Source organism: Quadrisphaera sp. KR29 (assembly GCF_052644995.1).
On sequence record NZ_JBQXXG010000008.1, the window covers coordinates 108934 to 132198 of the forward strand.

A 23265-nucleotide genomic window follows, 5' to 3' on the forward strand; every position below is an offset into this window, starting at 1 on the left:
GCGACCGCCCCGGCGGGCCACCCCGGGACCGGTGCCGGGGCCGGCCCGGCTGGCGGCGCCGGGGACGAGGAGGTGCGGGTGGACGTGCAGGTGGACGTGGCGCTGCCCTCCGCGTCGCGTGGTGCTCGGCGCGCGACGGGGGCCGCGGCGCCGCCGACCCTAGCCCGCGACGGCCCCCGCGGCGCCGTCGGGAGCCGGCTCCTGCGGCGTCCGGGTGACCCCCGCGCCGGGGGACCGCCCGGCGTCCGGGCGGGAGCTCTCGCGCACCACCAGCCGGTACGGCGTCTGCAGGTGCCGCGGCGGCAGCCCTGGGTCGGACAGCCGCGAGGTCAGCAGCTCCACGGCGCGCTCGGCCACGAACGCCCTGTCGATCGCCACGGTCGACAGGGCCGGCCAGGAGAAGCGCGCCTCCGGGACGTCGTCGACGCCGACCACCGAGACGTCGGCGGGCACCGAGCGCCCGGCCTCGCGCAGGGCGGCCAGCGCTCCGAGCGCCAGCTCGTCGTTGGCGGCGAAGACCGCGTCGGTGTCGGGGCGCTCCCGCAGCAGCCTGGCGGTGGTGGCGTGGCCGTCAGCGCGCGACCAGTCCCCGCAGGGGGGGACGAGCTCGGCGTCGAAGGGCAGCCCCGCGGCGTCCAGGGCGGCGCGGTAGCCGGCCGTGCGCTGGCGGGCGCTGTTGTGCACCGGCGCCTTGTGGCCCAGGAAGGCGATGCGGGTGCGGCCGCAGGCGATGAGGTGCTCCACCGCGGTGCGCGCCACCCCGGCGCTGTCGATGCCGACCCGGTCCACCGGCAGGTGGGGGCCGCCGTGCTCGCCGATGAGCACCAGCGGGGTGTCCGGGTGCGGTGCGGCGAGCTCGTCGTCGGGCATCTCCAGCGCGGAGAGCAGCAGCCCGTCGGCGAAGCGCACCGGCTGCCCGTCAGCCACCTCCCGCTCGCGCTCCAGCAGCCCCTCGGTCTGCTCGACGGCCAGCACGAGCCCGCGCCGGCGCGCCTGGGTGGCCACGTGGCGGCCGAGCTCGGCGAAGTAGGGCGCGGCGATGTTCGGGACCGCCAGCGCGATCATGCCGGTGCGGCCGCTGCGCAGCTGGCGCCCCACGGCGGAGGGCCGGTACCCGAGGGCGTCGATGGCCTCCTGGACGCGGCGGCGGGTGTCGGGGTGGACGTGGACGTACTCGTTGACGACGTTGGAGACGGTCTTGGGGGAGACCCCGGCGGCCGCGGCGACCTCGCGGATGGTCACCGGTCTGCGCGTCGGCGTCGTGCTCACCGGCGCAGTGTGGTCCCGTCGGGGGCGATCAGTCGATCTCGTCGCCCCGCGGGGCGGCCGGACGGGCCCGCGGCGGGCGTCCGGGCCCGGCGGAGGGCGGCCCCTGGCCGGGGTTGACACCGGTGGTGGTGCCCGACAGGCTTTCTCACGTTGTAAAGGACCTCGCCGCAGCGTCGCGGACCTCCCCTGCGGAGCCTCCCCGCGCCGGCGCCGCCCGCTGCCCGCCCGTTCCGGAAGGACGCCCCGTGCCCCGCGCCCGCATCTCCCTCGACGCCGCCTACACCACGGCCCCCGTGCCCCGCCGCCTCTTCGGCTCCTTCGTGGAGCACATGGGCCGCTGCGTCTACACCGGGATCTTCGAGCCCGACCACCCCGCGGCCGACGCCGACGGGCTGCGCTCGGACGTGCTCGACCTGGTCCGCGAGGTCGGCCCGACGGTGGTCCGCTACCCGGGCGGCAACTTCGTCTCCGGCTACGACTGGGAGGACGGCGTCGGCCCGCTCGAGCAGCGCCCGCGCCGCATCGACAGGGCCTGGCGCACGGTGGAGACCAACGCCTTCGGGCTGGAGGAGTTCTCCCGCTGGGCCGACAAGGCCGGCACCGAGGTCATGTACGCGGTCAACCTCGGCACCCGCGGCCTGCAGGAGGCCTGCGACGTCCTGGAGTACGCCAACCACCCGAGCGGGACGAAGTTCTCCGACCTGCGCCGCTCCCACGGCCGCCAGGACCCCTACGGCATCCAGCTCTGGTGCCTGGGCAACGAGATGGACGGCCCGTGGCAGACCGGCCACAAGACCGCCCACGAGTACGCCCGCCTGGCCGGTGAGACCGCCCGCGCCATGCGCCAGGTGGACCCGACGATCGAGCTGGTCGCCTGCGGCTCCTCCTCGCGCTCCATGCCGACCTTCGGGGAGTGGGAGCGCGTCGTGCTGGAGGAGACCTACGAGGACGTGCAGATGATCTCCGCGCACGCCTACTACGAGGAGTCCGAGACCACGCCGCTGGCCGACTTCCTGGCCTCGGCGGTGGACATGGACCTCTTCATCGACTCGGTGGCCGCCACGGCCGACGCCGTCGGCGCCCGCCTGAAGAGCCGCAAGAAGATCGGCATCAGCTTCGACGAGTGGAACGTCTGGAACCAGACGGCCTGGAACGCCTCCGAGCGCGCCCAGGGCCGCACCGCGTGGGACGTCGCCCCCCGCGTCATCGAGGACGAGTACACCGTCCAGGACGCCGTGGTGGTCGGCACCCTGCTCAACTCCCTGCTGCGCCACGGCGACCGCGTGCTGGTCGGCTGCCAGGCCCAGCTGGTCAACGTCATCGGCCTGCTGCGCTCGGAGCCGGGCGGCCCGGCGTGGAAGCAGACCATCGCGCTGCCCTTCGAGCAGGTGCGCCGCCGCTCCCTGGGCGGGCACGTGCTCGACGTGCGCACCACCTCCGACCGGTACGAGACGGGGAAGTACGGCGACGTCGACCTCGTCGACGCCTCCGCGGTGCTGCACCACGACGACGACGGCGGGCTCGCGCGCGTCACCCTCTTCCTGGCCAACCGCTCCCTGGAGGAGTCGGCCGAGACCACCGTGGCCCTGGGCGGCTTCGCCGACCTGGCCGTGGGCGACGCGCTCGTGCTCGCCGCCGCCGACGGGCAGGACCGCTACGCGTCCAACACCGAGGCGGCGCCGACCGCCGTGGGCCTGAGGCCGCTCGCCGCCGCCGGCGGCTCGGCGGACGTCGAGGCGGGGGAGCGGGGCGCGCAGACCGCCCGCGTCGTGCTGCCGGCCCTGTCGTGGGCCGTCGTCGAGCTGGTCCCTGCGCCGGCGGGTCGCTGACGCCGCGGGGGAGGGGCCGTGGCGCGAGCCCGGTCCCTCCCCGCGGCCCTACGGTGGTGCCCGTGCCGAAGGGGATGCTGGGCCAGCTGCTCGACCTCGCCGGGGCCGTCGCGTCCGCGGCGCGCACCGCCGGGCCGGACGCCTCCGCCGGCGCCCAGCGGACCCCGCCGGTCGAGCCGGCGCCGCCGCCGCGCACCGGGTCCGCCCGCAGCGGGCCGCGCACCCGTCCCTCGGAGGGCTCCCGGCTGCGCCGCGAGCCCGTCCGCGCCAGGCCGCGCGCCGAGGGCGGCGAGCCCCGCTACGCCCCCGAGGCCGACGGCCTGCCCGACCCGGGCGAGGTCGTCTGGGCGTGGGTGCCCTACGAGGAGGACGCCTCCCAGGGCAAGGACCGGCCCGTCCTCGTCCTCGACGTGAGGGAGGACGGCGACGTCGTGGGTCTCATGCTCACGAGCAAGGACCACGCCGGGCCGCGCACCCAGGGGCAGCGCGACCACGACGGCCGGCGCTGGATGGACGTGGGCACCGGCGCCTGGGACGCCCAGCGCCGCCCGAGCGAGGTGCGCCTGGACAGGGTGCTGCACCTGCCCGCGGGCTCCGTCCGCCGTGAGGGCGCCGCCCTGCCGCGCGACGTGTTCGAGCGCGTCGTCGCCGCGACGCGCTCGCCGTAGCCTGCGGGCGCAGCGCCACTGCAGGTCGCGGCCCGGTGCGTCACCGCTGCCTCGGCCCGACGGTCGGAGTGACTGCGGAGGGCTCGCCGTCCGCGTCGCCCGCCCGACGCGCAGTCGTCGCGCCGCGTCGCGACGCAGCACGTGACTCAGCCCGTGACGCGGGCCAGTAAGAAGGACCGTACTGGCGACGTGTCGCGTGACGCACCGGCAGACGAGTGACCAGTCGATCACAACGCGTTCCCGTCACCCGGCGCGCAGACGGGCCCGCCCCCGCTACGCTCGTCGGGTGGACGTCGCCGATGTGCTCCGCTGCGCCGCGGACGCCGTCGACCGCTCGGGGGTCTCCTCGGACCTGCGGGCGGTGGCCTTCACCACCGCCGTCGACCTGGTGCTCCGCACGGCCGGCGAGGCCCCGCTCGAGGGTCGGCCCGCCTCCGCCGTCGGCGCCGCCGCGGCCACGGGAGCGGGTGCTGCCGGCGGGAGCCCGCCGACCGCTGACCGCTCTGCCGACCGCTCTGCCGACCGGGTCGGCGCGGCCGGGCTGCGCCTGCACAGCGCCGAGCCCGGCCGCGAGCACCTCCCGGGGGAGCCGCGGCGGGAGGAGGACGACGACAGGCCCTGGGACGTCGACCACCGGGCTGACGCCCGCGCCGACCACCGCACCGACCACCGCACCGACCACCGCACTGAGCGGCGCGGTGAGCCCTGGGGCGACCACCGCGGTGACTGGCCCGAGCCGCCCCGGGTGCTGCGGCCGCTGACCAGCGCCGCCGCCCAGCGCGCGGGCCTCCCCCGCCTGGCCCCCCGAGCCGGCGGCGACGACGGCGGCGCCGACTGGTCGGCCCCCCGCCGCGGGCCCGAGCGGCTGGTCGCCGTGGGACCGCGCCCCTGGCCCGCCCCCGCCGGCGCCGGGGAGGAGCCGTGGGGCTCCATCGCCGACGCCCTCGGGGTGCGCCCCGAGCTGCTCGACAGGGTGTGGGAGGAGCGCAGCGGCAAGCTCCAGCTGGCCGGAGACCCCGCACGCCTGGGCCGCACCCGCGCCCAGCGCGTCGGCACGGCGGCCGTGCTGCTGCTGGCCGCCCTCCGCTGGAGCGGCCGGGACGGCGGTGAGCCGGTGCCCGACGCCGTCGTGCGCGCCGAGGTCGAGCGCCTGGGCCTGCTCGACACCGGCAACTACACCAAGCACCTCGCGGGCCGGCGCCACCTGCTCTCCACCACGGGGTCGGGGCGCACCGCCACCTACAAGCTCCGCTACGACGGGCTCGAGGAGGCCCGGGTCATCGCCCGGGCGCTCCTCGAGGAGGGCTGAGCCGCCCCCGACCGGGGACCGCCGGTCAGCTGGCGCGACCGCCGGTGACGGGCCGGCTGCGCTGGGCGCTGCCCGCCGGGCCGTAGGGGTAGTCCTCCGGCGCCGGGTCGCTGGCCGCGTCGAGCACCTCGACCTCGGCCGGCTCCAGGCGCAGGTCGGCGGCCCCGAGGTTCTCCCGCAGCTGCTCGGTGGTCCGGGCGCCCAGGATCACCGAGGTCACCGACGGGCGGGCCACCAGCCAGGCCAGCGCCACCGCCGCCATGGACGCGCCCCGCTGCTGCGCCACCCGCTGAACGGCGTCGACCACGTCCCAGGTGCGCTGCTGCGCCGAGCGCTTGCCGTAGGCCTCCATGCCCCGCTCGGGGTCCTCCCCGAGGCGGGTGGCCCCGGTGGGCCGCTGGTCGCGGGTGTACTTGCCGGTGAGCCAGCCGCCGCCCAGCGGTGACCACGGCAGCAGCCCCAGCCCGGCGTCCAGGCAGGACGGCACGACCTCGAGCTCCACCCCGCGCGCGAGGAGGTTGTACTGCGGCTGCAGCGTGACCGGCACGGCGGTCCCGAGCTCGCGGGCCAGCGCGACCGCCTTCTGCACCTGCCACCCGGTGAAGTTGGACAGGCCCACGTACCGGACCTTGCCGGCGCGCACCGCGTCGTCGAGGGTGCGCAGCGTCTCCTCCAGCGGCGTCAGCGGGTCCCAGGCGTGGACCTGGTACAGGTCGATGGCGTCGACCCCGCTGCCGAGCCTCGCCAGCGAGGCGTCGATGGCCCGGGTGAGGTGGCGCCGGGAGAGTCCGACGTCGTTGGCGCCCTCACCGGTGGGGAAGCGGCCCTTGGTCGCCAGCACCACGCGGTCGGTGACGTCGGCGGGCCGGTCGGCCATCCAGCGCCCGACCACCTCCTCGCTGACGCCGGCGTTGTAGACGTCCGCGGTGTCGACGAGCGTGCCGCCCGCCTCCACGAAGGCGTCGAGCTGGGCGTGCGCGCCCGCCTCGTCGGTCTCCTTGCCGAACGTCATCGTCCCGAGGGTGAACGCCGAGACGGCGCACCCGCTGCGTCCCATGAGCCTGGTCTCCACGTCCCCACCCTGCTCGCGCGGGGCTCCCAGCGCTCGCCGATCAGCACGGCGACCGGCGAGTAGCCCCGCGTCGGTGGGCTGCAGGATCGAGTAGGCGCCGAGTCGGTGCGCGTAGAACGGCGGGGCGAGGTGTTCGACTCCTGCCGGACCCACACGCGTGTGACGCGTCGCGGAGCCGTGAATGACAAGCGCGCGGCGCGTCGCAGCATCGTGAACGACACGCGCGTCGTGCGTCGTCGCGTCGTGAACCACACGGCGGGTGCGCGTCACGGCGTCGTGAACGACACGGGTGGTGCCCGTCACGGCGTCGTGGACCACACCGGTGGCGTCCGTCGGCGGGCCGTGTCCGACACCGGTGTGCTGCGTCGCACCCCTGCGGCTCGGCCGCGCTCAGGCGGCGCTGTCGACCTCGGCCACCACGCGGCGGAGCTCCGCGGTCAGCGCCTGCACGGCCGGGACCCGCTGCGACTCGGGACGCAGCAGGAGCTCGACGACGCGGTCGTCCAGTCCGGCGGCCGGGGCGTGCACCACGCCCGGGACGGCGCTGGCGCGCAGCGCCCAGACGGGCAGCAGGGCGACCCCCAGCCCGGCGGCCACGAGGTGCTGGACCGCGACGTGGTCGTCGGTCTCCAGCCGGACGTCGGGGGTGAACCCGGCGGCCTCGGCGCAGCGCACCAGGTGCGCCCGGCAGCGCGGGCACCCGGCGATCCACGCCCGCGGGGCCAGGTCGGCCAGGTGGGCCGGCGCTCGCTCCCCGGCGGGGACGACGGCGTGCACCGCGTGCCGTCCCAGCGGCAGCCGCAGCAGGTCACCGGGCACCGGCTCGGGGTCGCGCTCGTAGCGGAAGACCAGCGCCGCGGAGACCCGGTTCTGCCGCACCGCCGCCTCCGCCTCGGGGGGCTCGGCCTCGGTCAGGCGCACCGACAGCCCCGGCGCCCGGGCGGCCAGGGCGGCCAGCGCCCGCGGCAGCACCACGGCCGACGCCGTGGGGAAGGCCGCCAGCGCCACCTGGCCCCGCACCAGTCCGGACAGGGCCGCCAGGTCGTCCTCGGCGGCCCGCAGCACCTCGGCCAGCTCCTCGGCGCGCCCGGCCAGCACCCGTCCGGCCTCGGTCAGCGCGCTGCCGCGGCCCTGGCGCACCAGCAGCGCGGTGCCGGCCTCCGCCTCCAGCCGGGAGACCTGCTGGCTGACGGCCTGCTGGGTCATGCCGAGCTGGGCCGCCGCCCCGGTCAGGGAGCCCGCCGCCTCGACGGCGTGCAGCACGAGCAGGCGGCGGGGGTCCACCGTCCGACTGTCCCACAAGCGGTGCTTGTGGGTGCCTGCCGGTCCCACCGCCTACCGCGGGCGCGGCCCGCGCACCACCGTGGAGGGCATGAGCACCCCGACCACCCTGGGCGTCCTCGGCGGCATGAGCTGGGAGTCGACGGCCCTGTACTACCGCCTGGCCAACGAGCTGGTCCGCGAGCACCGCGCCCAGGGGGAGGCGGCCGAGCCCCTGGCCAGCGCCGACCTGCTGGTGCGCAGCCTCGACTTCGCCCCGGTGCGCGAGCTGCAGCTGGCCGGGCGCTGGGACGCCGCCGCCGAGCAGCTGCGCCGCGAGGGTCTGGCCCTCGCCGGGGCCGGCGCGGGCGTCGTCGTCCTGGCCACCAACTACATGCACAAGGCCGCGGGCCCGCTGGAGGAGGCGCTGGCCGAGCGCGGCACGACCTTCCTGCACCTCGCCGACGTCGTCGCCGCCGCCGCGCTGGCGCGCGGGGCGCGCACCGTCGGGCTGCTGGGCGCCGGCGGCACGATGACCGAGCCCTTCTACGCCGAGCGGCTGGCCCGGTCCGGGGTCGAGGTGGTGGTGCCCGACGCCGCCGGCATCGCGCGCGTCGACACCGCCGTCTTCGGCGAGCTGTGCCGCGGGGTCTTCTCCCCGGTCACGCGCGCCGACCTCGCCGGCGTCGTGGCGGACCTGGCCGCCCGCGGCGCGCAGGCGGTCGGGCTGTGCTGCACCGAGCTGGAGCTGCTGCTCGGCCCCGGGGACGCCCCGGACGGCGTGCCGCTGCTGCCCTCCGCGCGCCTGCACGTCGAGGCCGCCCTGGCCGCCGCCGGACAGGCACCGGCCGCCGTCAACGCCTCGGCCGCCGCCCGCTGAGGCGGCGCCCGGGCGCCGCGGGCCGGGCCCGGGGCGGGGTTAGCCTGCGCGACGTGCGCGCGCTGCAGTACGCCGAGCCCGGCGGCCCCCTGTCCCTGGTCGAGCTGCCCGACCCCGAGCCCCCCGCGCACGGCGCCGTGCTCGCGGTGGAGGCCACCGGCCTGTGCCGCAGCGACGTGCACGCCTGGGCCGGGCACGACCCCGACGTCGTGGTCGGCGCCCACGCGGGCCCCGGCGGCACGGCGGCCACCCACGTGCCCGGGCACGAGCTGGCCGGGCGCGTCGTGGCCGTGGGCGAGGGCGTCGACAGCTCCTGGGTGGGACGGCGCGCCACGACCCCCTTCGTGCACGCCTGCGGCGCCTGCCCGGAGTGCCGCGCCGGGGACGGCCAGGTCTGCCGCGACCAGACCCAGCCCGGCTTCACCGCGCAGGGGTCGTGGGCCGACCAGGTGGTCGTCCGCCACGCCGACGTGAACCTCGTCGCGGTGCCCGACGACGTCGACGGCGGGGCGGCGGCCCTGCTCGGCTGCCGCTTCGCCACCGCCTACCGCGGCCTGGTGCAGCGGGCCCAGCTGCAGGCCGGTGAGCGGGTGCTCGTGGTCGGCTGCGGCGGCGTGGGCCTGTCGGCGGTCATGGTGGCCGCCGCCCGGGGCGCGGAGGTCGTGGCCGCGGACGTCGACGAGCGGGCCCTGGCCCGGGCCGTGGAGCTCGGTGCCACCAGCACCGTGGCGACGGCGGGGCTGTCCCCGCGCGAGGTCGCCGACGCCGTCGCGGACACCGCCGGCGGTCCGGTGGCGGTGAGCGTCGACGCGGTGGGGCGCCCCGGAGCCCTGGACGCGGGGCTGCTCTCGCTGGCCCGGCGGGGTCGGCACGTGCAGGTCGGGCTCGTGGCCGCCGAGCCCGTGGTCGAGGTCACCCGGGTGATCACCCACGAGCTGTCGCTCCTGGGCAGCCACGGGATGGACGCCCGCAGCTACCCCGAGCTCATGGGCCTGGTGATCAGCGGGCGGCTGCGCCCGCAGGACCTGGTCGCGCGGTGGCTCCCGCTGGCCGACGCCGCCGGGGTCGAGGAGCTCGTGCGGGCGATGGACGCCGGCACGGCCCCGGTGGGCGTCACGATGCTGCGCCCGTGACCGCCCAGCCACCCCCGGGGGAGGGGCTGTCGCTGGCCGACGTGGTGGCGGCCCTGGAGGCCGAGCGCGCCGACGCCACCGCGCAGGTGCGCGAGCTGGAGCGGGTGGTGGCGGGTGTGGTGGAGGCCTCGCGCGACTCCAACGCCGACGACGAGCACGACCCCGAGGGCGCCACCATCGCCTTCGAGAGGGCGCAGGCGATCGCGGTGAGGGACCGCCAGCTCGCGCGGCTGCGCGAGGTGGACGCCGCGCTCGACCGCGTGGCGGACGGCGCCTTCGGGCGGTGTGAGCGCTGCGGGTGTGAGATCGCTCCGGGGCGGCTCCTGGCCAGGCCGACGTCGACCACTTGCGTGACCTGCGCCGCTCTGCGCTGAGCCGTTTCTCACACAGTTCGTGTGAGGAAGGGCGCGGAGGCCGTGTGAGGTGAGTGCCCGAGGCTGTGTGAGCTCGAGTGGATGACGGTGTGAGGTCCGCCGCGGGCCCGCACGGGTTTCCGCCGCCCGCGGAGGGGCAGGGTGAGCGCGTGGCGCAGGAGTTCACCCCGCGGGGGTCCGACCAGCCGTGCGTGTTCTGCAGCATCGTGCGTGCGGAGGCCGGCGCGGAGGTGGTGCACCGCACCGACACCGTGGTGGCCTTCCTCGACGCGCACCCGCTCTTCCCCGGGCACGTGCTCCTCGTGCCCACCGTCCACGTGCAGACCTGGGACGACCTCCCCGCCGACCTCGCCCACGAGTGGCTGACCACCAGCCAGGCCCTGCAGCGGGCCGTCGAGGCGGCGACCGGGGCCGACGGGGCGCTGCTGCTGAACAACAACGTCGTCAGCCAGAGCGTGCCCCACGTGCACCTGCACATCATCCCGCGCCACCGCGGCGACGGGCTGCGCTTCTTCCTGGGCCCGCGCCGCCGCTACGCCGCGGGCCAGGCCCGTGAGGTCGCCGACGCCGTGCGCGCCCAGCTGGTCGCCGGCTGACGCCCGCCGTCGGTGCTGACCCGTCAGGTGCCGGTGGGGCGCTCCTGCTCGGACGCGGCCGACGGAGCCGGCTCGAGGTCGACGACCTGGTCGGCGCCGAACATCTCCAGGGCGGCCAGCGGCTGCCCACCGGCGCCGACCACCCGCACCCGCCGGGGCGCCACCCGGCGGGCCACCTGCACGAGCAGGCGCATGCCCGAGGAGTCCAGGAACGTGGTGCCGGACAGGTCGACCCTCTCCACGGCCTCCCAGCGCTCCGCCTCGGGCCTGACGCCCTGGGTCACCGAGAGGTCCACCTCGCCGCTGAGGACGAGCGTCGTGGGGTCGCCGTCAGCGAGCTCGACCGAGCCGAACACCTCCTCGACGGCGTCGTCGTCCGTCGGTGCAGTTCCCACGCCTCCATCTTGCACGCCGCAGGCCCCTGCCGCGGACCGGCGGCCGCCGGGCACCCGTCCGCGTGCTCCGGGCGGGCGTCTCCCGTACGAGGCGCACCCCCGCACCGGGCCGGCTCAGGCGCGCTTGAGCAGGGCCAGCGGGTAGACCGGGCCGGCGCCGGCCTCGCGCAGCAGCACCGCGGCGACCGTCAGCGACCAGCCGGTGCGCGTCTCGGCGTCGACCACCAGCACCGGCGCGCCCCCCGAGGCGTCCACCGCCTCGCGGCCCTCGACCGACAGCTCCAGGCGCGCCAGCGCCACGCCGGCCGCTGCTGAGGCGGGCGCGGGACCCGCGCCCTCGCGGCGCGGCGCCTCCAGCGGCGCGCCGGGCACCGCCGCCAGCGCGGGCAGCACTCGCAGGCGCCCCACCTCACCGAGCGCCTCGGCCAGGGCCCGGGCCGCGGCCTCGCGCACCGAAGAGCCACCCGCCGCGCCCGAGCCGTCAGCGCCGTCAGGGAGCCACGTCACCCACGCCGGCCGGCCCGCCGGCCAGCGCCAGCGGCTCAGGGTCCGCACGCACCCGTCGAGGACGTCGGACCACGTCGCGGCGGACGGCCCCTCGCGCAGCACCGCGGCCACGGCGTCTCCCCAGGCCGGGTCCTCGCCGATGGCCAGGGCGCGGCCCGGCTCGGCGCGCACGCCCTCGGGGATGCGCCCCCGGCGCCCGGCCGTGCCGGAGGGCCACATCTTGCGCGGCTCCAGCACGGTGGTCTGGCTGCGCAGGTGCCGCAGCGCGGCGGCGGCCAGCTGCTCGTCCACGTCCAGCGCCGGTGCGGGCAGGCGCCCGGTGCAGGCCGAGCAGCGGCCGCAGTCGACCGCGCCGTCGTCGTCGAGCTCGGAGCGCAGCACCCGCAGCAGGCACGGCTGCGACCCGGGTGCCTGCTCGGCCGGGGTGGCCGCGTAGCGGCGCATCACGGCCTGCTCGGCGCGGCGCGCGGCGGCCACCCCGGCGATGCGCTCGGCGTCGTAGTGCCACGGCTGCCCGGTGGTGCGGTAGCCGCCGGCGACGCGCTCGACGGCGCCGTCGACGTCGAGCACCTTGAGCAGCGCCTCCAGCCGGCCCCGCCGCAGCCCGGCCTCGACCTCCAGCTTGGGCAGCCCCACCCCCTCCTGGCCGCCGCTGAGGCGCTCCAGCACCTCCAGCACGCGGCGGACCACGGGCTCGGGCGGGAAGGCGGTGGAGTCGAAGTACGCCCAGATCCGCTCGTCGGCGGCGGTCGGCAGGAGCACGCCGACGGCGCCGTCGAGCGCGCGGCCCGCGCGGCCGACCTGCTGGTAGTAGGCCACCGGTGAGCTCGGCGCCCCGAGGTGGACGACGAAGGCCAGGCGCGGGTGGTCGTAGCCCATCCCCAGGCTGGAGGTGGCCACCAGGGCGCGCAGCTCCCCGGACAGCAGCGCCGCCTCGAGGCGCTCGCGCTCGGCGGGCTCGGTGGCCGAGGAGTACGCGGCCACCGCGTGCCCGCCGCCCTCCTCGGAGGCCAGGAACTCCGCCAGCCGCGCCGTCTCGGCCACGGTGAGGGTGTAGACGATGCCGCTGCCGGTGGACTCGCGCAGGAACTGCGCGGTCCAGGCGTAGGCGTGGGCCACGTCCGGTGTGGGCACCACCGCGAGCTCCAGGCCCTCCCGGTCGAGGGGGCCGCGCAGCGTCAGGGCCGGGGTGCCGTCAGCGGACAGCTGCGCGGCGACGTCGGCGGAGACGCGGGCGTTGGCCGTCGCCGTCGTCGCGAGCACCGGGGTGCCCTCGGGCAGCCCGGCCAGCACCGAGGCGAGGCGGCGGTAGTCGGGGCGGAAGTCGTGGCCCCAGTCGGAGATGCAGTGCGCCTCGTCGACGACGAGCAGGCCCAGGCGCGGGGCGAGGCGGGGGAGCACGCGCTGGCGGAAGCCCACGGAGTTGAGGCGCTCGGGGCTGACGAGCAGCACGTCGACGGCGTCGGCGGCGACCTGCTCCTCGATGGCGGGCCAGTCCTCGACGTTGGCGGAGTTCAGCGTGACCGCGCGCAGCCCCGAGCGGGTGGCTGCGGCGACCTGGTCGCGCATGAGCGCCAGCAGCGGGGAGACCACGAGCGTCGGGCCCGCGCCGCCGACCTGCGGGTGGTGGCGCCGCAGCGCGGTGGCCACCCAGTACACCGCCGACTTGCCCCACCCGGTGCGCTGGACGACGACGACGCGCCGGCGCTCGGCCACCAGCGCGCTGATGGCGGCCCACTGGTCCTCGCGCAGGCGGGCGCCCTCACCGGCCAGGGCCCGCAGGTGCGCCTCGGCGGCCTCGCGCAGGTCGGTGGCCGGGGTCGTCGCAGGAGCGCTCACGGGGGACCACTCTGCACGCCGCCGCCGACAGCGCGCCGTCCGCTCGGGCCCGTCCGCTCGGGCCCGTCCGGTCGGGCCCGTGCGGTCGGGTCCGTGCGGTCGGGCCGGGCCGCACCGGTCACACCTGGCGGCCGCTGCGCGTCGACCGGGTGCAGCCGCCGCACGCAGGTGCGGCGGCGGTCAGGGCATCCTGCCTCCGCAGCCACCGACGACCACAGGAGGAGCCATGACCCAGCAGGAGAGCGGTTTCAGCGCTGCCGAGCGCGCCGCGATGGCGCAGCGCGCCGAGGAGCTGCGCAGCGCGACGGGGCTCAAGGGCGCGGCGAAGCTCGTCAAGGAGCTCGAGGCCTGCACGGCCGCCATCGACGCGCTCGAGGGCACCGACCACCAGGTCGCGGCGCGCCTGCACGTCGTCGTGGCCGAGGAGGCGCCGCACCTGGCCCCCAGGACCTGGTACGGCTTCCCCTCCTACGCCAGGGACGGCAAGGTGGTCGTCTTCTACCAGCCGGCCTCCAAGTTCGGCACCCGCTACGGCACGGTGGGCTTCCAGGAGGACGCGCAGCTGGACGACGGGCCGATGTGGCCGACGTCCTTCGCCGTCCTGGAGGTCACCGACGCCGTGGAGCAGCAGCTGCGCGAGCTGGTGCGGCGCGCCGCCGGCTGACCCCGCCGGGCTCAGACGACGTGGAGCGGGGCGCCCAGCACCGCCTCGGTCTGCGCCCAGACCCTGGCGCCCAGGGCGGGGTCGCGGTAGCGGGGGTCGCCCGCGTCGAGGACGGGCGGCCCGGCCGTCTTCCCGGTGGGACCCCAGTACTGCCCGCCGCGCGCTGCGGGGTCCGTCGTCGCGCGCACGGCGGGCCAGGCCGCGGCGTCCTTGCCCTGCCCGACGAGGCCGAAGAGCGGCTCGTGGCGGCGCTCGCCGTGCCGGTGCTCCAGGACACCGGGCCGCGATGGCGTGCGGGAGCCGACGGCGACGCCGGGGTGGCTCAGCAGCGCCGCCGTGGTCGAGCCCGCGGTCCGCAGCCGGCGGTCCAGCTCGTAGACGTAGGCCTCGTGCACCGCCTTGCTCTGCACGTACCGCCGGCCGCCGCTCCACGCGCCGGCCCGGGCCAGCGGGCGCGAGGAGGTCGCCAGGTCCTCCACCGCCGGGCGCAGGCGGCGCACCAGGCCGCTGGTCGTGCCGACCACGCGTCCGCCGGGACGGCGAGCCAGCACCGGGAGGGCCGCCTCGACCAGGGCCGCGCCGGCCAGGTGCCCGGTGCCCATGACGACGTCGTGGCCGTCAGCGGTCGCCTCCCCGCGCCGGGTGACCCGCATCTGGGCCCCGTTGAGCACCAGGGCGTCCAGGTGCTCCAGCTCGGCCAGCTGCAGCCCGGCGCGCCGGACGCCGTCCAGGGAGGCGAGGTCGACCAGCAGCGCGCTGGTGGTCGCCCCGGGGTGCTGGACCGCGATGGCCTCCCGCGCTGCCTCGGCGCGCCCCGGGTCGCGGGCCGCGAGCACCACGTGGGCGCCCGCCCCGGCCAGCTGCTCGGCGATGAAGTAGCCGATCCCCGACGTGGCGCCGGTGACCAGCACGGTGCGCCCGGACTGGTCGGGCAGGCGGTGCGGGTCCCAGGCGACCCGCTCGTCGGCGTGGGCGTGGGCGTCGGGTGCGGTGGCGGTCATCGGGTCCCCTCCTCAAGTGGAGCCTTCCTCCACTTGAGGACACTAAGCGGAGGATCTCTCCGCTGACAAGTACGCTCGGCACGTGAGCATCCGCCGCCGAGCCGACGCCGAGCGCAACCGGGCCGTCCTGCTCGCCGCCGCGCGGGAGCACCAGCAGCGCTGCGGGGAGCTCCCGGGCCTGACGGACCTGGCGTCCCTGGCCGGCGTGGGGGTGGGCACCGCCTACCGCAACTTCCCCACCCAGGGGGCGCTGGTCGCCGCGATGGCGGCCAGCGGGCTGGACGAGCTGGTCGCGACCGCCCGGGCCGCCGCGGACCTGGACGACGCCCGCGCGCTGCCGGCCTTCGTGGAGGCGGGTGTGCGCCTGCTGCTCGCCGACAGGCAGCTCGCCGACGTCGTGGCCGCGGCCACCGCCGGCGAGGCCGCCTCCGGGCCCGCCCCCGTGGGCACCGCAGCGCACGACCACACCGCAGCCGCTGCCGTCGCCGAGCTGCTGCACCTGCTGGCCGACCTGCTCGCCCGCGCCCAGCGCGCCGGCGCGGTCCGCGGCGACCTGGGCCCCGCCGACGTCGCCCGCCTGGCCTGCGGGGTGCAGCACGCGGTCCGCCTGCACACGGGGTCCGCGACGTCCGGGCCGGGGCCCGGCCACGACCCCGGCGTGGTGCAGCGCTACGTGCAGGTGCTGCTGGCGGGGCTGCGCGCCTGACGGGAGCGCGCGCAGGCGCGGGGCGTCAGGCCAGCCCGAGCACGTCCAGGGCCCAGGCGTCCTCGAAGGCGCGCTCGCGCCAGGTCTCGTAGCGCCCCGACCGCCCGCCGTGCCCGCCGTCCACCTCGGTCTTGAGCAGCACCCCGGGGGCGCCGTCGGGGGCCTGGGCCCGCATCCGCGCCACCCACTTGAACGGCTCCACGTAGAGCACGCGCGTGTCGTGCAGGCTGGTCGTCACCAGCAGCTCCGGCCACGTCGGCGAGCCCGGCCCGCCGTCCTCCACCGACGGCAGGTTCTCCGTGGGCGCGTAGCCCTTGATGAGCGCGTACGCGTCGGCGTCGCGGATCGGGTCGCCCCACTCCTCCTGCTCGGGCACGGTCAGCGGCAGCGACTCGTCGAGCATGGTGGTCAGCGGGTCGACGAAGGGCACCGCCGCCAGCACCCCGGTGAACAGCCGCGGCGCCAGGTTCAGCGCCGCGCCCACGAGCAGCCCGCCCGCCGAGCCCCCGGAGGCGACCAGGCGCGCCGGGTCGACCCACCGCTCGCGGACCAGGTGCTCGGCGGCAGCGACGAAGTCGGTGAAGGTGTTGCGCTTGTGCGCCAGGCGCCCGTCCTCGTACCAGCGCCGGCCCAGCTCGCCCCCGCCGCGCACGTGCGCCACCGCGAAGACCACGCCGCGGTCCAGCAGCGACAGCCGGGGCACGGAGAACCACGGGTCCAGGCTGACCTCGTAGCTGCCGTAGCCGTACAGGTAGCCCGGCGCGGTGCCGTCGGCGGCGACGTCGGCGCGGCGCACCACCGACAGCGGCACCCGCACCCCGTCGGGAGCCGTCGCCCAGGTGCGCTCCTCGACGTAGGCCGAGGCGTCGTAGCCGCCGCGCACGGGCGTCTGGCGGCGCAGCACCAGCTGCCCGTCGCGCTGCCCCCCGGACAGGTCCAGGTCGACCACGCGCACCGGCGTGGTGAACGACGTCTGCTGCAGGCGCAGCAGGGGCGCGGCGGAGGAGGGGTTGCCCGCCAGCACCGAGGAGGCCAGCGCCGTGGGCACCGGCACCTCCTCCGGCGCGCCCAGCACGCCGTCCCGGCCGACCCTCAGGACGGCGACGCGCGGCAGCGCCTCGCGCCGCCAGGAGACCGCGACGTGGCCGGCGAAGGCGTCGACGTCCTCCAGGCGGCGCCCCGGCTCGTGACCGATGACGGTGGTCCACCGCTCGTGGGCGGTCGCGGGGTCGGCGGAGCCGTCGAGGACCCCCTCGGCGTCCAGCAGGGACAGCTCGAAGTCGGGCGCGCCGTCGTCGTGCAGCACCAGCAGCGCGTCGCGCCCGCCCAGGACGGCGTGGTCCACGGAGTACTCCACGCCCTCGCGCCGCCCCGCCACCGAGACCGGCACCTGCCCGGGCCCCCGGTCCACGCCCCCGGCGTCGAGCAGCCACACCTCCGAGGTGCTCTTGGACCCCGCCGACAGCACGATGAACCGCCCGGAGCGGGTGCGGCCCACGCCCAGCCAGTACCGCTCGTCGTCCTCGCGCAGCACCACGGCGTCACCGGCGCCGTCGGGCGCGCTCTCGCCGACCACGTGGCGGCGCACCTCGAAGGGCCGCCAGGCCTCGTCGACCACCGAGTACAGCAGCGTGCGCGAGTCCGAGGCCCACGTGGCGCCGTGGCCCAGGCCGGCGACGGCGACCTCGAGGTCGGCGCCGCTGACGAGGTCGCGCACCCGCAGCGTGAAGCGCTCGTCGCCGGTGGTGTCCGCCGACCACGCCAGCAGCTGCCCGTCGGGGCTGACCGAGGCGGCGCCCAGGGAGAAGAAGGCCGAGCCCGCCGCCTCGACGTTGCCGTCCAGGAGCACCTGCTCACCGGCCAGCGCCGAGCCGTCCTCCGGCAGCGCCGGCGGCTCCCAGGCGGCCGGGTCCTCCACCGCGCCCTCGGCGCGGACCCGGCAGATGAGCCCGTACTGCTGGCCCTCCACCGTGCGCCGGTAGTACCACCACGCGCCGTCGCGGGAGGGCACCGACAGGTCGCTCTCCTGCGTGCGCGAGCGCACCTCCTCGAACAGCTGCTCGCGCAGCGGCTCCAGGTGCGCCGTGCGCGCCGCCGCCCACGCGTTCTCGGCGTCGACCAGCTCCCGCACCCGCGGGTCCTCGGCGTCGCGCAGCCACTCGTGCTCGTCGACGACGACGTCGCCGTGGTGCTCGCGCACCACGCGCTCGCGGGGGGCCACCGGCGGGTGCTCCGGAGCCTGCGGCCCCTGCGGCGGCTGGGCGTCGGTCTGCAGGTCGGGGGCGCTGCTCACGGACCCGACCCTACGGCGCACCCAGCGCGGCGCCGTCGGCCGCGGCGGCCGTGCTCAGGCCCGGGGCACCCAGCCGACGGCGAGCACCGTGGTGTCGTCGGCGCGCGCCGAGACCGAGCGCATCAGCTGGTCGCACAGCGCGTCCAGGGAGCCCGCGGGGCCGCTGGCGGTGGCCAGGACGCGCTCGAGGCGCTCGGTCCAGGCCGACCTGCGCTCCTCGACGAGGCCGTCGGAGTACAGCAGCAGCGCTCCGCCCGGCTGCAGCTGCACCCGGGTGGCCGTGTGCTCGACCTCGTCGAGCAGGCCGACGGCCGGGCCGCGCGCCCCGTCGTCCACCAGCACCGCCGTCCCGTCGGCCCCGCGCAGCACCAGCGGCGGGTGGCCGGCGTTGGCGATGGTCGCCGCCCCGGTGGCCGGGTCGACCACGACGACGACGGCGGTGGCCAGCTCACCGGGCAGGAGCCGGGTCACCAGGTCGTTGAGGCGGCCGAGGGCCTGCGCCGGGTCGCGGGTGGCCAGCACGTGGGCCCGCAGCGCGTTGCGCATCTGGGCGCTGATCGCCGAGGCGGCCAGCCCGTGGCCCGCCACGTCCCCGAGCACCACCGCGGTGCACCCGTCGGCCAGCGGCACGATGTCGTACCAGTCCCCGCCGACCACGTCGTCGCTGTGGGGCACGTAGCGCACCGCCAGGTCGAGCCCCGGCACGTCGGGGAGCTTCTCCAGCAGCAGGGTCTGCTGCAGCGCGGTCGCGAGCCGGTTGGTGCGCTCCACCTCGCGCAGCATGGAGTCCGACAGGTGGCGCACCAGCCCCAGCGCCGCCTCCACCTCGTGGGGCGCCCACGCCTGCGCGGTGCGCCGCACGGTCTCGCTCCACGCCGCGAAGGAGTGCCGGGGAGACAGGCGCAGCGCCCCACCGGGGTCGCTGACGACCTCGTGGGAGCGGGGGTCGCCGCCCCAGGTGACCTCCTGCAGGACCTCCGGGCGGAACCAGGCGACCAGGTCGCCGGGCTGCCCCCCGGAGACGGGCGCCGCCAGCACGCCGCTGGCCACCGCCCACACCTGCCCGGGGTCCGCGGCGGCGCCGGCGCGCTGGGCGGCGCCGGGGACGGCCTCGGCCAGGCACGAGGTCACCAGCGGCCCGTCGCCGAGCGCTCCCGCGAGCGCCGCCACCACCCCCGCCGGCGGGGTGGTGCCCAGCACCCGCAGCTCCCCGTGCAGGCGCACCGCGACCCCGCCGCAGGGCACGAGGTCGGCCACGGTCACCTCCTCGCGGGTCAGCGCCTCCACCGGCATGTCGGGGTGCTCGGCCAGCAGCTCGGTCAGGCGCGCGCGCACGCGGGCGGCGGCCACGACGTCCTGGTCGGCCTCGCGCCCCACCGCCACGGGCAGCAGCAGCGAGGCGGTGCGCCCGAGGAACTCCGCGGCGGTGCGCACCGGGACGCTGGGGCGGTGCGGCCCGGCGTAGTGGTGGCACGCGATGAGGCCCCACAGCCGGTCCCCGTGCAGGAGGGAGATGGACATCGAGGCCGCCACGCCCATGTTGCGCAGGTACTGCAGGTGCACCGGGGAGACGCTGCGCAGCACCGCCAGCGACAGGTCGAGGGGCTCGCCGGTGGGCTGCGCCGGCTCCAGCGGCACCGGCTCGTAGCTCGACGTCGGGATGATGCGCAGCCACTGGCGGGCGTAGAGCGCGCGGGCCTGGGCGGGGATGTCGGTGGCGGGGTAGCGCAGCCCGAGGAAGGGCTCCAGGTCGTCGCGGCGCTCCTCGGCGACCACCTCCCCGTTCCACTCCTGGTCGAAGCGGTAGACCATGACCCGGTCGAAGCCGGTGAGGCGCCGCACGCCGGCGGCCAGCCCGGCGGTCAGGTCCGCGACGGTCCCGGCGTCCTGCAGGTGTCGCAGCACCGCGGGCAGCTGCAGGTGCCACGGGCTGGCGGCGCCCTCGTCGCCGTCAGCCGGCTCGAGCTCGAGCACCACCACCGCGCCGGGCGGGGCCTGTCCCGCGCCACCGGCGCTGCGGGCGGCGGTGCGGTGGGCCACCGCGTGGTGGGTGACCCCGGAGCCGGGCGGCAGCTCCACGGGCCGGGTGGTGGTGGCCTGGTCGTCCTCACCGCCGGCGACGGCGCTCACGAGCGCGGCGAGCTCGGGGGAGAGGTCCTCCAGGCGGCCGCCCGCGCGGGCCGCCGCCCCGAGCGCCTCGGCGGCGCCCGCGGAGGCCGACAGCACCGGCAGGCCCCCGGGTCCCTGGCCGATGACGAGGAGGTGCCCGTGGGGCTGCACCGTGCCGGGCACCCGGATCGGCTCGTCGGCGCACGCCGCCGCCGCGGCGGCGAGGGCGTCGGCGGACAGGGCCGCCACCCCCGGCGCGGTGGCCGTGCTGGCCGTGCCGGCCGTGGTGGCCGTGGTGGCCGAGGCCGTGGGGGGCCCCGAGGCGGCCGCCTCGGTGGCGCCGGCGACGGCGCGGTCGAGGGCCGCGGCGTCGGAGCCGGCGCTGCCCGTGGGGACCTCGGGAGGGGTGGCCGTGGGCCGCTGGGCGGGGGGCACGTGGCTCCTGCGGTGCTGGGCGGGCCGTGCCCGCGGTCACCGCCGGACCACGCTGTGGATCGTCGGGTGGTCACGGGGTGTGCGCTCGGCCTGCGCGGGTAGGACCGTGCCATCATCGCACCGCTGCTGCGCCACCCCGCCGACCAGGAGGCACCGTGCACCTCAGCTACGGGCTCCGGCTGCCGACGGACGTGCGCCACGTCCCCGTCGTCCGCCACCTCGCCACCGCCACGCTCACCGAGCTCGGAGTCAACCGCCAGAGCATCGACGACATCGCCCTGGCCGTCACCGAGGCCTGCAGCAACGTGGTCCAGCACGCCGGCGCGGGCGCCGACTTCGAGGTGCGGATCCGCGTGGAGGGCGAGTGGTGCCGCATCGAGGTCGTCGACGGCGGCGGCGGCTTCGACCCCGCTCGCGCGGCCGCCGAGGTGCTCGCCGAGGGACCGAGCAGCGACCTCACCCACGGGCGCGGGCTGGGCCTCATGCGGATCCTCGTGGACCAGCTCCACTTCGAGCCGGGGGAGTCGGGGACCACGGTGGTGCTGGTGAAGCACCTGGGGCTGCGCAGCGGGTCCGTGCTGGCCGCCGGCGCCGCCGCCGCAGGCGGCGAGGCTGCTGCCGGGGAGCTGGCCGGCTCGGACGCCGGCCCCGCTGCGGCCACCCCGCCCGCCCGGGCCGCCGACGCGTGAGGGCGCCCGGGGCCGTGGCCCCGGGCGCCCTCGGCAGCGCTCTCAGGACTCCAGCGAGGCGTCCAGGGTGATCTCCACGCCGGTCAGGGCCTTGCTGACCGGGCAGCCGGCCTTGGCGTCGGCTGCGGCCTTGGCGAAGCCGGCCTCGTCCAGGCCCTCGACCTCGCCGACCACGGTCAGCTTGATGCCGGTGAGCTTGAAGCCCCCGGCCTGGGAGTCCGGGCCGAGGGAGACGTCTGCCGTGACCTGCAGGGACTGCGGCGTGCCACCGGCCTGGGCGATGAGCGCCGACAGCTGCATCGCGAAGCAGGAGGAGTGCGCGGCGGCGATGAGCTCCTCGGGGCTGGTGGTGCCGTCGGCGTCGTCGGCGGCGCGCTTGGGGAAGGACACGGTGTAGGTGCCGACGCCGGAGCTGGTGAGCTCGACCTGGCCGGAGCCCTGCTCGAGGGTGCCGTTCCAGGCGGTGCGAGCGGTGCGGGTGGGCATCTCGTCTCCTCTGCTTGCCAGTGGTCGCCCGTGGTCGCCAGTGGTCGCCAGTGGTCGCCACGTCTGCTGTCGGTGCGGGCCCGGCGGGGCCGGACCGCAGTCCTGAACCTATCGCGTGCGACTCGATCACGCGCCGCGAGGTGGCTCGCCCACCTGCAGCCGACCGGGCGGCAGCACGGCGTGCACCCCGTGCACACCGCCGTTGACCACCTGCGTGACGCGCAGGTCGACCGCCGCCGAGGCCAGCGCCAGCGCCCGCTGCCGGGAGAGCCCGTGCCGGCGGCAGAGCAGGTCCACGACGCCCCCCAGCGCGTCGGCGGCCGCCTGGTCCAGCGTGGTGCCGCAGCCCAGGACCACCACCCCGGCGGGGGTCTGCGCCCACGGCCTGCCGCCCGGCAGCGACCACCACCCCTGACCGCGGTGCAGGACCAGCTGCAGCTCCAGGCGCTCCAGGGGGCACTCCAGCGCGACGCCGGCGACCTCGCCGTCGCCCTGCGCCGCGTGCCCGTCCCCGACGGACAGCAGCGCCCCGGGCACCTCCACCGGCAGGAACAGCGCCGAGCCGGCCACCAGCTCGCGGCAGTCGACGTTGCCGCCGGTGCGCCGCGGGGGGACCGTCGAGCGCGGCGGCGCCCCGGCCGGGACGGCGGGGCAGGTGCCCACCAGCCCCGGGAAGGCGCGCACGGCGACGCTGTCGCCGTGCTGGTCCACGGCGGTGCGCCGCTGCTCGTCGAGGCGCCAGACGAGCACCTCGCGGGGCAGGCGGTCCACCCCGGCGGCGCGGTCGGCGTAGGTCTCCCTCGAGCCGGCGCCCGTCAGCGCCCACGCCCCCGGCACCACGTCCAGCACCCGCACCTCGAGCACGTCGCCCGGCAGCGCGCCGCGCACCGCCACCGGCCCGGTGAGCGCGTGCCCGGGGTCCAGCGCCGGGTCGTGCCCGGGCCAGGGCTCCAGCTCACCGCTGGCGAGCGCGTCCTCGCCCTGGTGCGGCGCGTGCCAGCCGGAGTCCAGGGTGGAGGCGACGACGACGTCGCCGTCGTCCACCACCAGCGCGGGGGCCAGTGACGGGTCCAGGCGGCCGTGCGGGGGGTGGTCGGCCGGGTCGAGGCGGTGCCTCACGTGGGACTCCTCTCCGGCGCCGCGCTCGAGCGGGCTCAGCGCGCGGCGGCCCGCAGCGGCAGCAGCAGCTCCGGCAGCGGGCGCCGGGAGCGGTCCAGCTCGCGCTGGCGGGCCTTCTCGTCCAGCGCCGACAGGTCGCCCTGGCGCCCGACCGCCACCACCACGAGCGGCTCCACGCCCTCGGGCACCTCGAAGGCGGCGCGCACCTGCTCGACCTCGAAGCCGCCCATGGTGTGGACCACCAGGCCCTCGGCGGCGGCCTGCACGCCCAGGTGCGCCACCGCCTGGCCGGCGTCGAGGTCGGCCCAGCGCTGCACCTGCCCCTGCGGCGTGGTGCGCTCGGCGGCCACGAGCACCAGCGCGGAGGCCTTGTCGGCCCACACCCGGTTGAAGCCCATGAGGGTGCCCAGGAGCACCTCGTGCTCGGGGGTGCCGCGCAGGGCCACCACGAAGCGCCAGGGCTGGGTGTTCTTGGCGCTGGGCGACCAGCGCGCGGCCTCGAGCAGCCGGCCCGCGGTCTCGGCGTCCAGGACGTGCTCGGCGTCGAAGGCGCGGGTGCTCCAGCGCTCGGACAGCAGCGGGTGGACGTCCTGCGCTCCGGCGGTGCCCCGGACGGCGGTGGTGGTCACGGC

The 23265-nt window shown here is 77.6% G+C and carries 21 protein-coding genes; 10 read left to right on the forward strand and 11 right to left on the reverse strand.

Annotation, left to right across the window (positions count from 1 at the left end; all coding sequences use genetic code 11):
* Positions 1-159: 159 nt before the first annotated feature.
* Positions 160-1269 (reverse strand): LacI family DNA-binding transcriptional regulator, encoded by a 1110-nt coding sequence (locus ACUN9U_RS09425; RefSeq protein ID WP_445484692.1) that lies wholly within the window; start codon positions 1267-1269, stop codon positions 160-162.
* 245 nt (positions 1270-1514) lie between these two features.
* Between ACUN9U_RS09425 and arfA the strand changes: the two genes are divergently transcribed.
* From arfA to ACUN9U_RS09440, 3 genes are all read left to right on the forward strand, one after another.
* On the forward strand, positions 1515-3098 hold the full coding sequence (gene arfA, locus ACUN9U_RS09430; protein ID WP_445484693.1) for an arabinosylfuranosidase ArfA: 1584 nt from the start codon (positions 1515-1517) through the stop codon (positions 3096-3098).
* A 62-nt stretch (positions 3099-3160) separates the two neighbouring features.
* On the forward strand, positions 3161-3766 hold the full coding sequence (locus ACUN9U_RS09435) for a type II toxin-antitoxin system PemK/MazF family toxin (RefSeq protein WP_445484694.1): 606 nt from the start codon (positions 3161-3163) through the stop codon (positions 3764-3766).
* A 286-nt stretch (positions 3767-4052) separates the two neighbouring features.
* Positions 4053-5075: a hypothetical protein gene (locus tag ACUN9U_RS09440; protein ID WP_445484695.1), complete on the forward strand. Its 1023-nt coding sequence runs from the start codon at positions 4053-4055 to the stop codon at positions 5073-5075.
* Positions 5076-5100: 25 nt separating this feature from the next.
* Here ACUN9U_RS09440 and ACUN9U_RS09445 read toward each other — a convergent pair whose 3' ends face one another.
* A complete protein-coding gene (locus tag ACUN9U_RS09445; RefSeq protein WP_445484696.1) occupies positions 5101-6147 on the reverse strand; it encodes an aldo/keto reductase in 1047 nt (348 codons plus the stop codon).
* Between the two features lie 390 nt (positions 6148-6537).
* Complete coding sequence (locus ACUN9U_RS09450) at positions 6538-7431, reverse strand: LysR family transcriptional regulator (protein ID WP_445484697.1); 894 nt, start codon at positions 7429-7431, stop codon at positions 6538-6540.
* Between the two features lie 88 nt (positions 7432-7519).
* Here ACUN9U_RS09450 and ACUN9U_RS09455 point away from each other — a divergent pair, with 88 nt between their 5' ends.
* From ACUN9U_RS09455 to ACUN9U_RS09470, 4 genes are all read left to right on the forward strand, one after another.
* On the forward strand, positions 7520-8287 hold the full coding sequence (locus ACUN9U_RS09455; protein WP_445484698.1) for an aspartate/glutamate racemase family protein: 768 nt from the start codon (positions 7520-7522) through the stop codon (positions 8285-8287).
* Between the two features lie 53 nt (positions 8288-8340).
* Complete coding sequence (locus ACUN9U_RS09460) at positions 8341-9420, forward strand: zinc-binding dehydrogenase (RefSeq protein ID WP_445484699.1); 1080 nt, start codon at positions 8341-8343, stop codon at positions 9418-9420.
* Complete coding sequence (locus tag ACUN9U_RS09465) at positions 9417-9794, forward strand: TraR/DksA family transcriptional regulator (protein ID WP_445484700.1); 378 nt, start codon at positions 9417-9419, stop codon at positions 9792-9794. The genes ACUN9U_RS09460 and ACUN9U_RS09465 overlap by 4 nt, the downstream gene beginning before the upstream one ends.
* Before the next feature lie 149 nt (positions 9795-9943).
* Positions 9944-10390 (forward strand): HIT family protein, encoded by a 447-nt coding sequence (locus ACUN9U_RS09470; RefSeq protein WP_445484701.1) that lies wholly within the window; start codon positions 9944-9946, stop codon positions 10388-10390.
* A gap of 23 nt (positions 10391-10413) precedes the next feature.
* Here ACUN9U_RS09470 and ACUN9U_RS09475 read toward each other — a convergent pair whose 3' ends face one another.
* Together ACUN9U_RS09475 and ACUN9U_RS09480 are read right to left on the reverse strand one after the other, a co-directional pair.
* Positions 10414-10785 carry an STAS domain-containing protein gene (locus ACUN9U_RS09475; protein ID WP_445484702.1) on the reverse strand — a complete coding sequence of 124 codons (372 nt, stop codon included), beginning with the start codon at positions 10783-10785 and terminating at the stop codon, positions 10414-10416.
* 114 nt (positions 10786-10899) lie between these two features.
* Positions 10900-13131, reverse strand: coding sequence for a DEAD/DEAH box helicase (locus ACUN9U_RS09480; RefSeq protein WP_445484704.1), 2232 nt, complete (start codon positions 13129-13131; stop codon positions 10900-10902).
* Positions 13132-13357: 226 nt separating this feature from the next.
* Here ACUN9U_RS09480 and ACUN9U_RS09485 point away from each other — a divergent pair, with 226 nt between their 5' ends.
* A complete protein-coding gene (locus ACUN9U_RS09485; RefSeq protein WP_445484705.1) occupies positions 13358-13795 on the forward strand; it encodes a hypothetical protein in 438 nt (145 codons plus the stop codon).
* An 11-nt stretch (positions 13796-13806) separates the two neighbouring features.
* Here the strand turns inward: ACUN9U_RS09485 and ACUN9U_RS09490 are convergent, their stop codons facing one another.
* Positions 13807-14796: an SDR family NAD(P)-dependent oxidoreductase gene (locus ACUN9U_RS09490; RefSeq protein WP_445484706.1), complete on the reverse strand. Its 990-nt coding sequence runs from the start codon at positions 14794-14796 to the stop codon at positions 13807-13809.
* Positions 14797-14878: 82 nt separating this feature from the next.
* Between ACUN9U_RS09490 and ACUN9U_RS09495 the strand changes: the two genes are divergently transcribed.
* Positions 14879-15502: an SbtR family transcriptional regulator gene (locus ACUN9U_RS09495; RefSeq protein WP_445484707.1), complete on the forward strand. Its 624-nt coding sequence runs from the start codon at positions 14879-14881 to the stop codon at positions 15500-15502.
* A gap of 25 nt (positions 15503-15527) precedes the next feature.
* Here the strand turns inward: ACUN9U_RS09495 and ACUN9U_RS09500 are convergent, their stop codons facing one another.
* Together ACUN9U_RS09500 and ACUN9U_RS09505 are read right to left on the reverse strand one after the other, a co-directional pair.
* Positions 15528-17795, reverse strand: coding sequence for a S9 family peptidase (locus tag ACUN9U_RS09500; RefSeq protein ID WP_445484708.1), 2268 nt, complete (start codon positions 17793-17795; stop codon positions 15528-15530).
* Positions 17796-17849: 54 nt separating this feature from the next.
* On the reverse strand, positions 17850-20339 hold the full coding sequence (locus ACUN9U_RS09505; RefSeq protein WP_445484709.1) for a GAF domain-containing SpoIIE family protein phosphatase: 2490 nt from the start codon (positions 20337-20339) through the stop codon (positions 17850-17852).
* Between the two features lie 155 nt (positions 20340-20494).
* Here ACUN9U_RS09505 and ACUN9U_RS09510 point away from each other — a divergent pair, with 155 nt between their 5' ends.
* Positions 20495-21028 (forward strand): ATP-binding protein, encoded by a 534-nt coding sequence (locus tag ACUN9U_RS09510; protein ID WP_445484710.1) that lies wholly within the window; start codon positions 20495-20497, stop codon positions 21026-21028.
* A 42-nt stretch (positions 21029-21070) separates the two neighbouring features.
* On the opposite strand, the gene ACUN9U_RS09515 is transcribed toward ACUN9U_RS09510, so the two are convergent.
* The 3 genes from ACUN9U_RS09515 to ACUN9U_RS09525 all read right to left on the reverse strand — a co-directional run bounded on the left by ACUN9U_RS09515 (position 21071) and on the right by ACUN9U_RS09525 (position 23262).
* The gene (locus tag ACUN9U_RS09515; RefSeq protein WP_445484711.1) at positions 21071-21514 is read right to left on the reverse strand and encodes an OsmC family peroxiredoxin; all 444 of its coding nucleotides are present in this window, start codon (positions 21512-21514) and stop codon (positions 21071-21073) included.
* 126 nt (positions 21515-21640) lie between these two features.
* On the reverse strand, positions 21641-22633 hold the full coding sequence (locus tag ACUN9U_RS09520) for an acetamidase/formamidase family protein (RefSeq protein ID WP_445484712.1): 993 nt from the start codon (positions 22631-22633) through the stop codon (positions 21641-21643).
* Positions 22634-22668: 35 nt separating this feature from the next.
* Positions 22669-23262, reverse strand: coding sequence for a nitroreductase family protein (locus ACUN9U_RS09525; RefSeq protein ID WP_445484713.1), 594 nt, complete (start codon positions 23260-23262; stop codon positions 22669-22671).
* Positions 23263-23265: the final 3 nt, after the last annotated feature.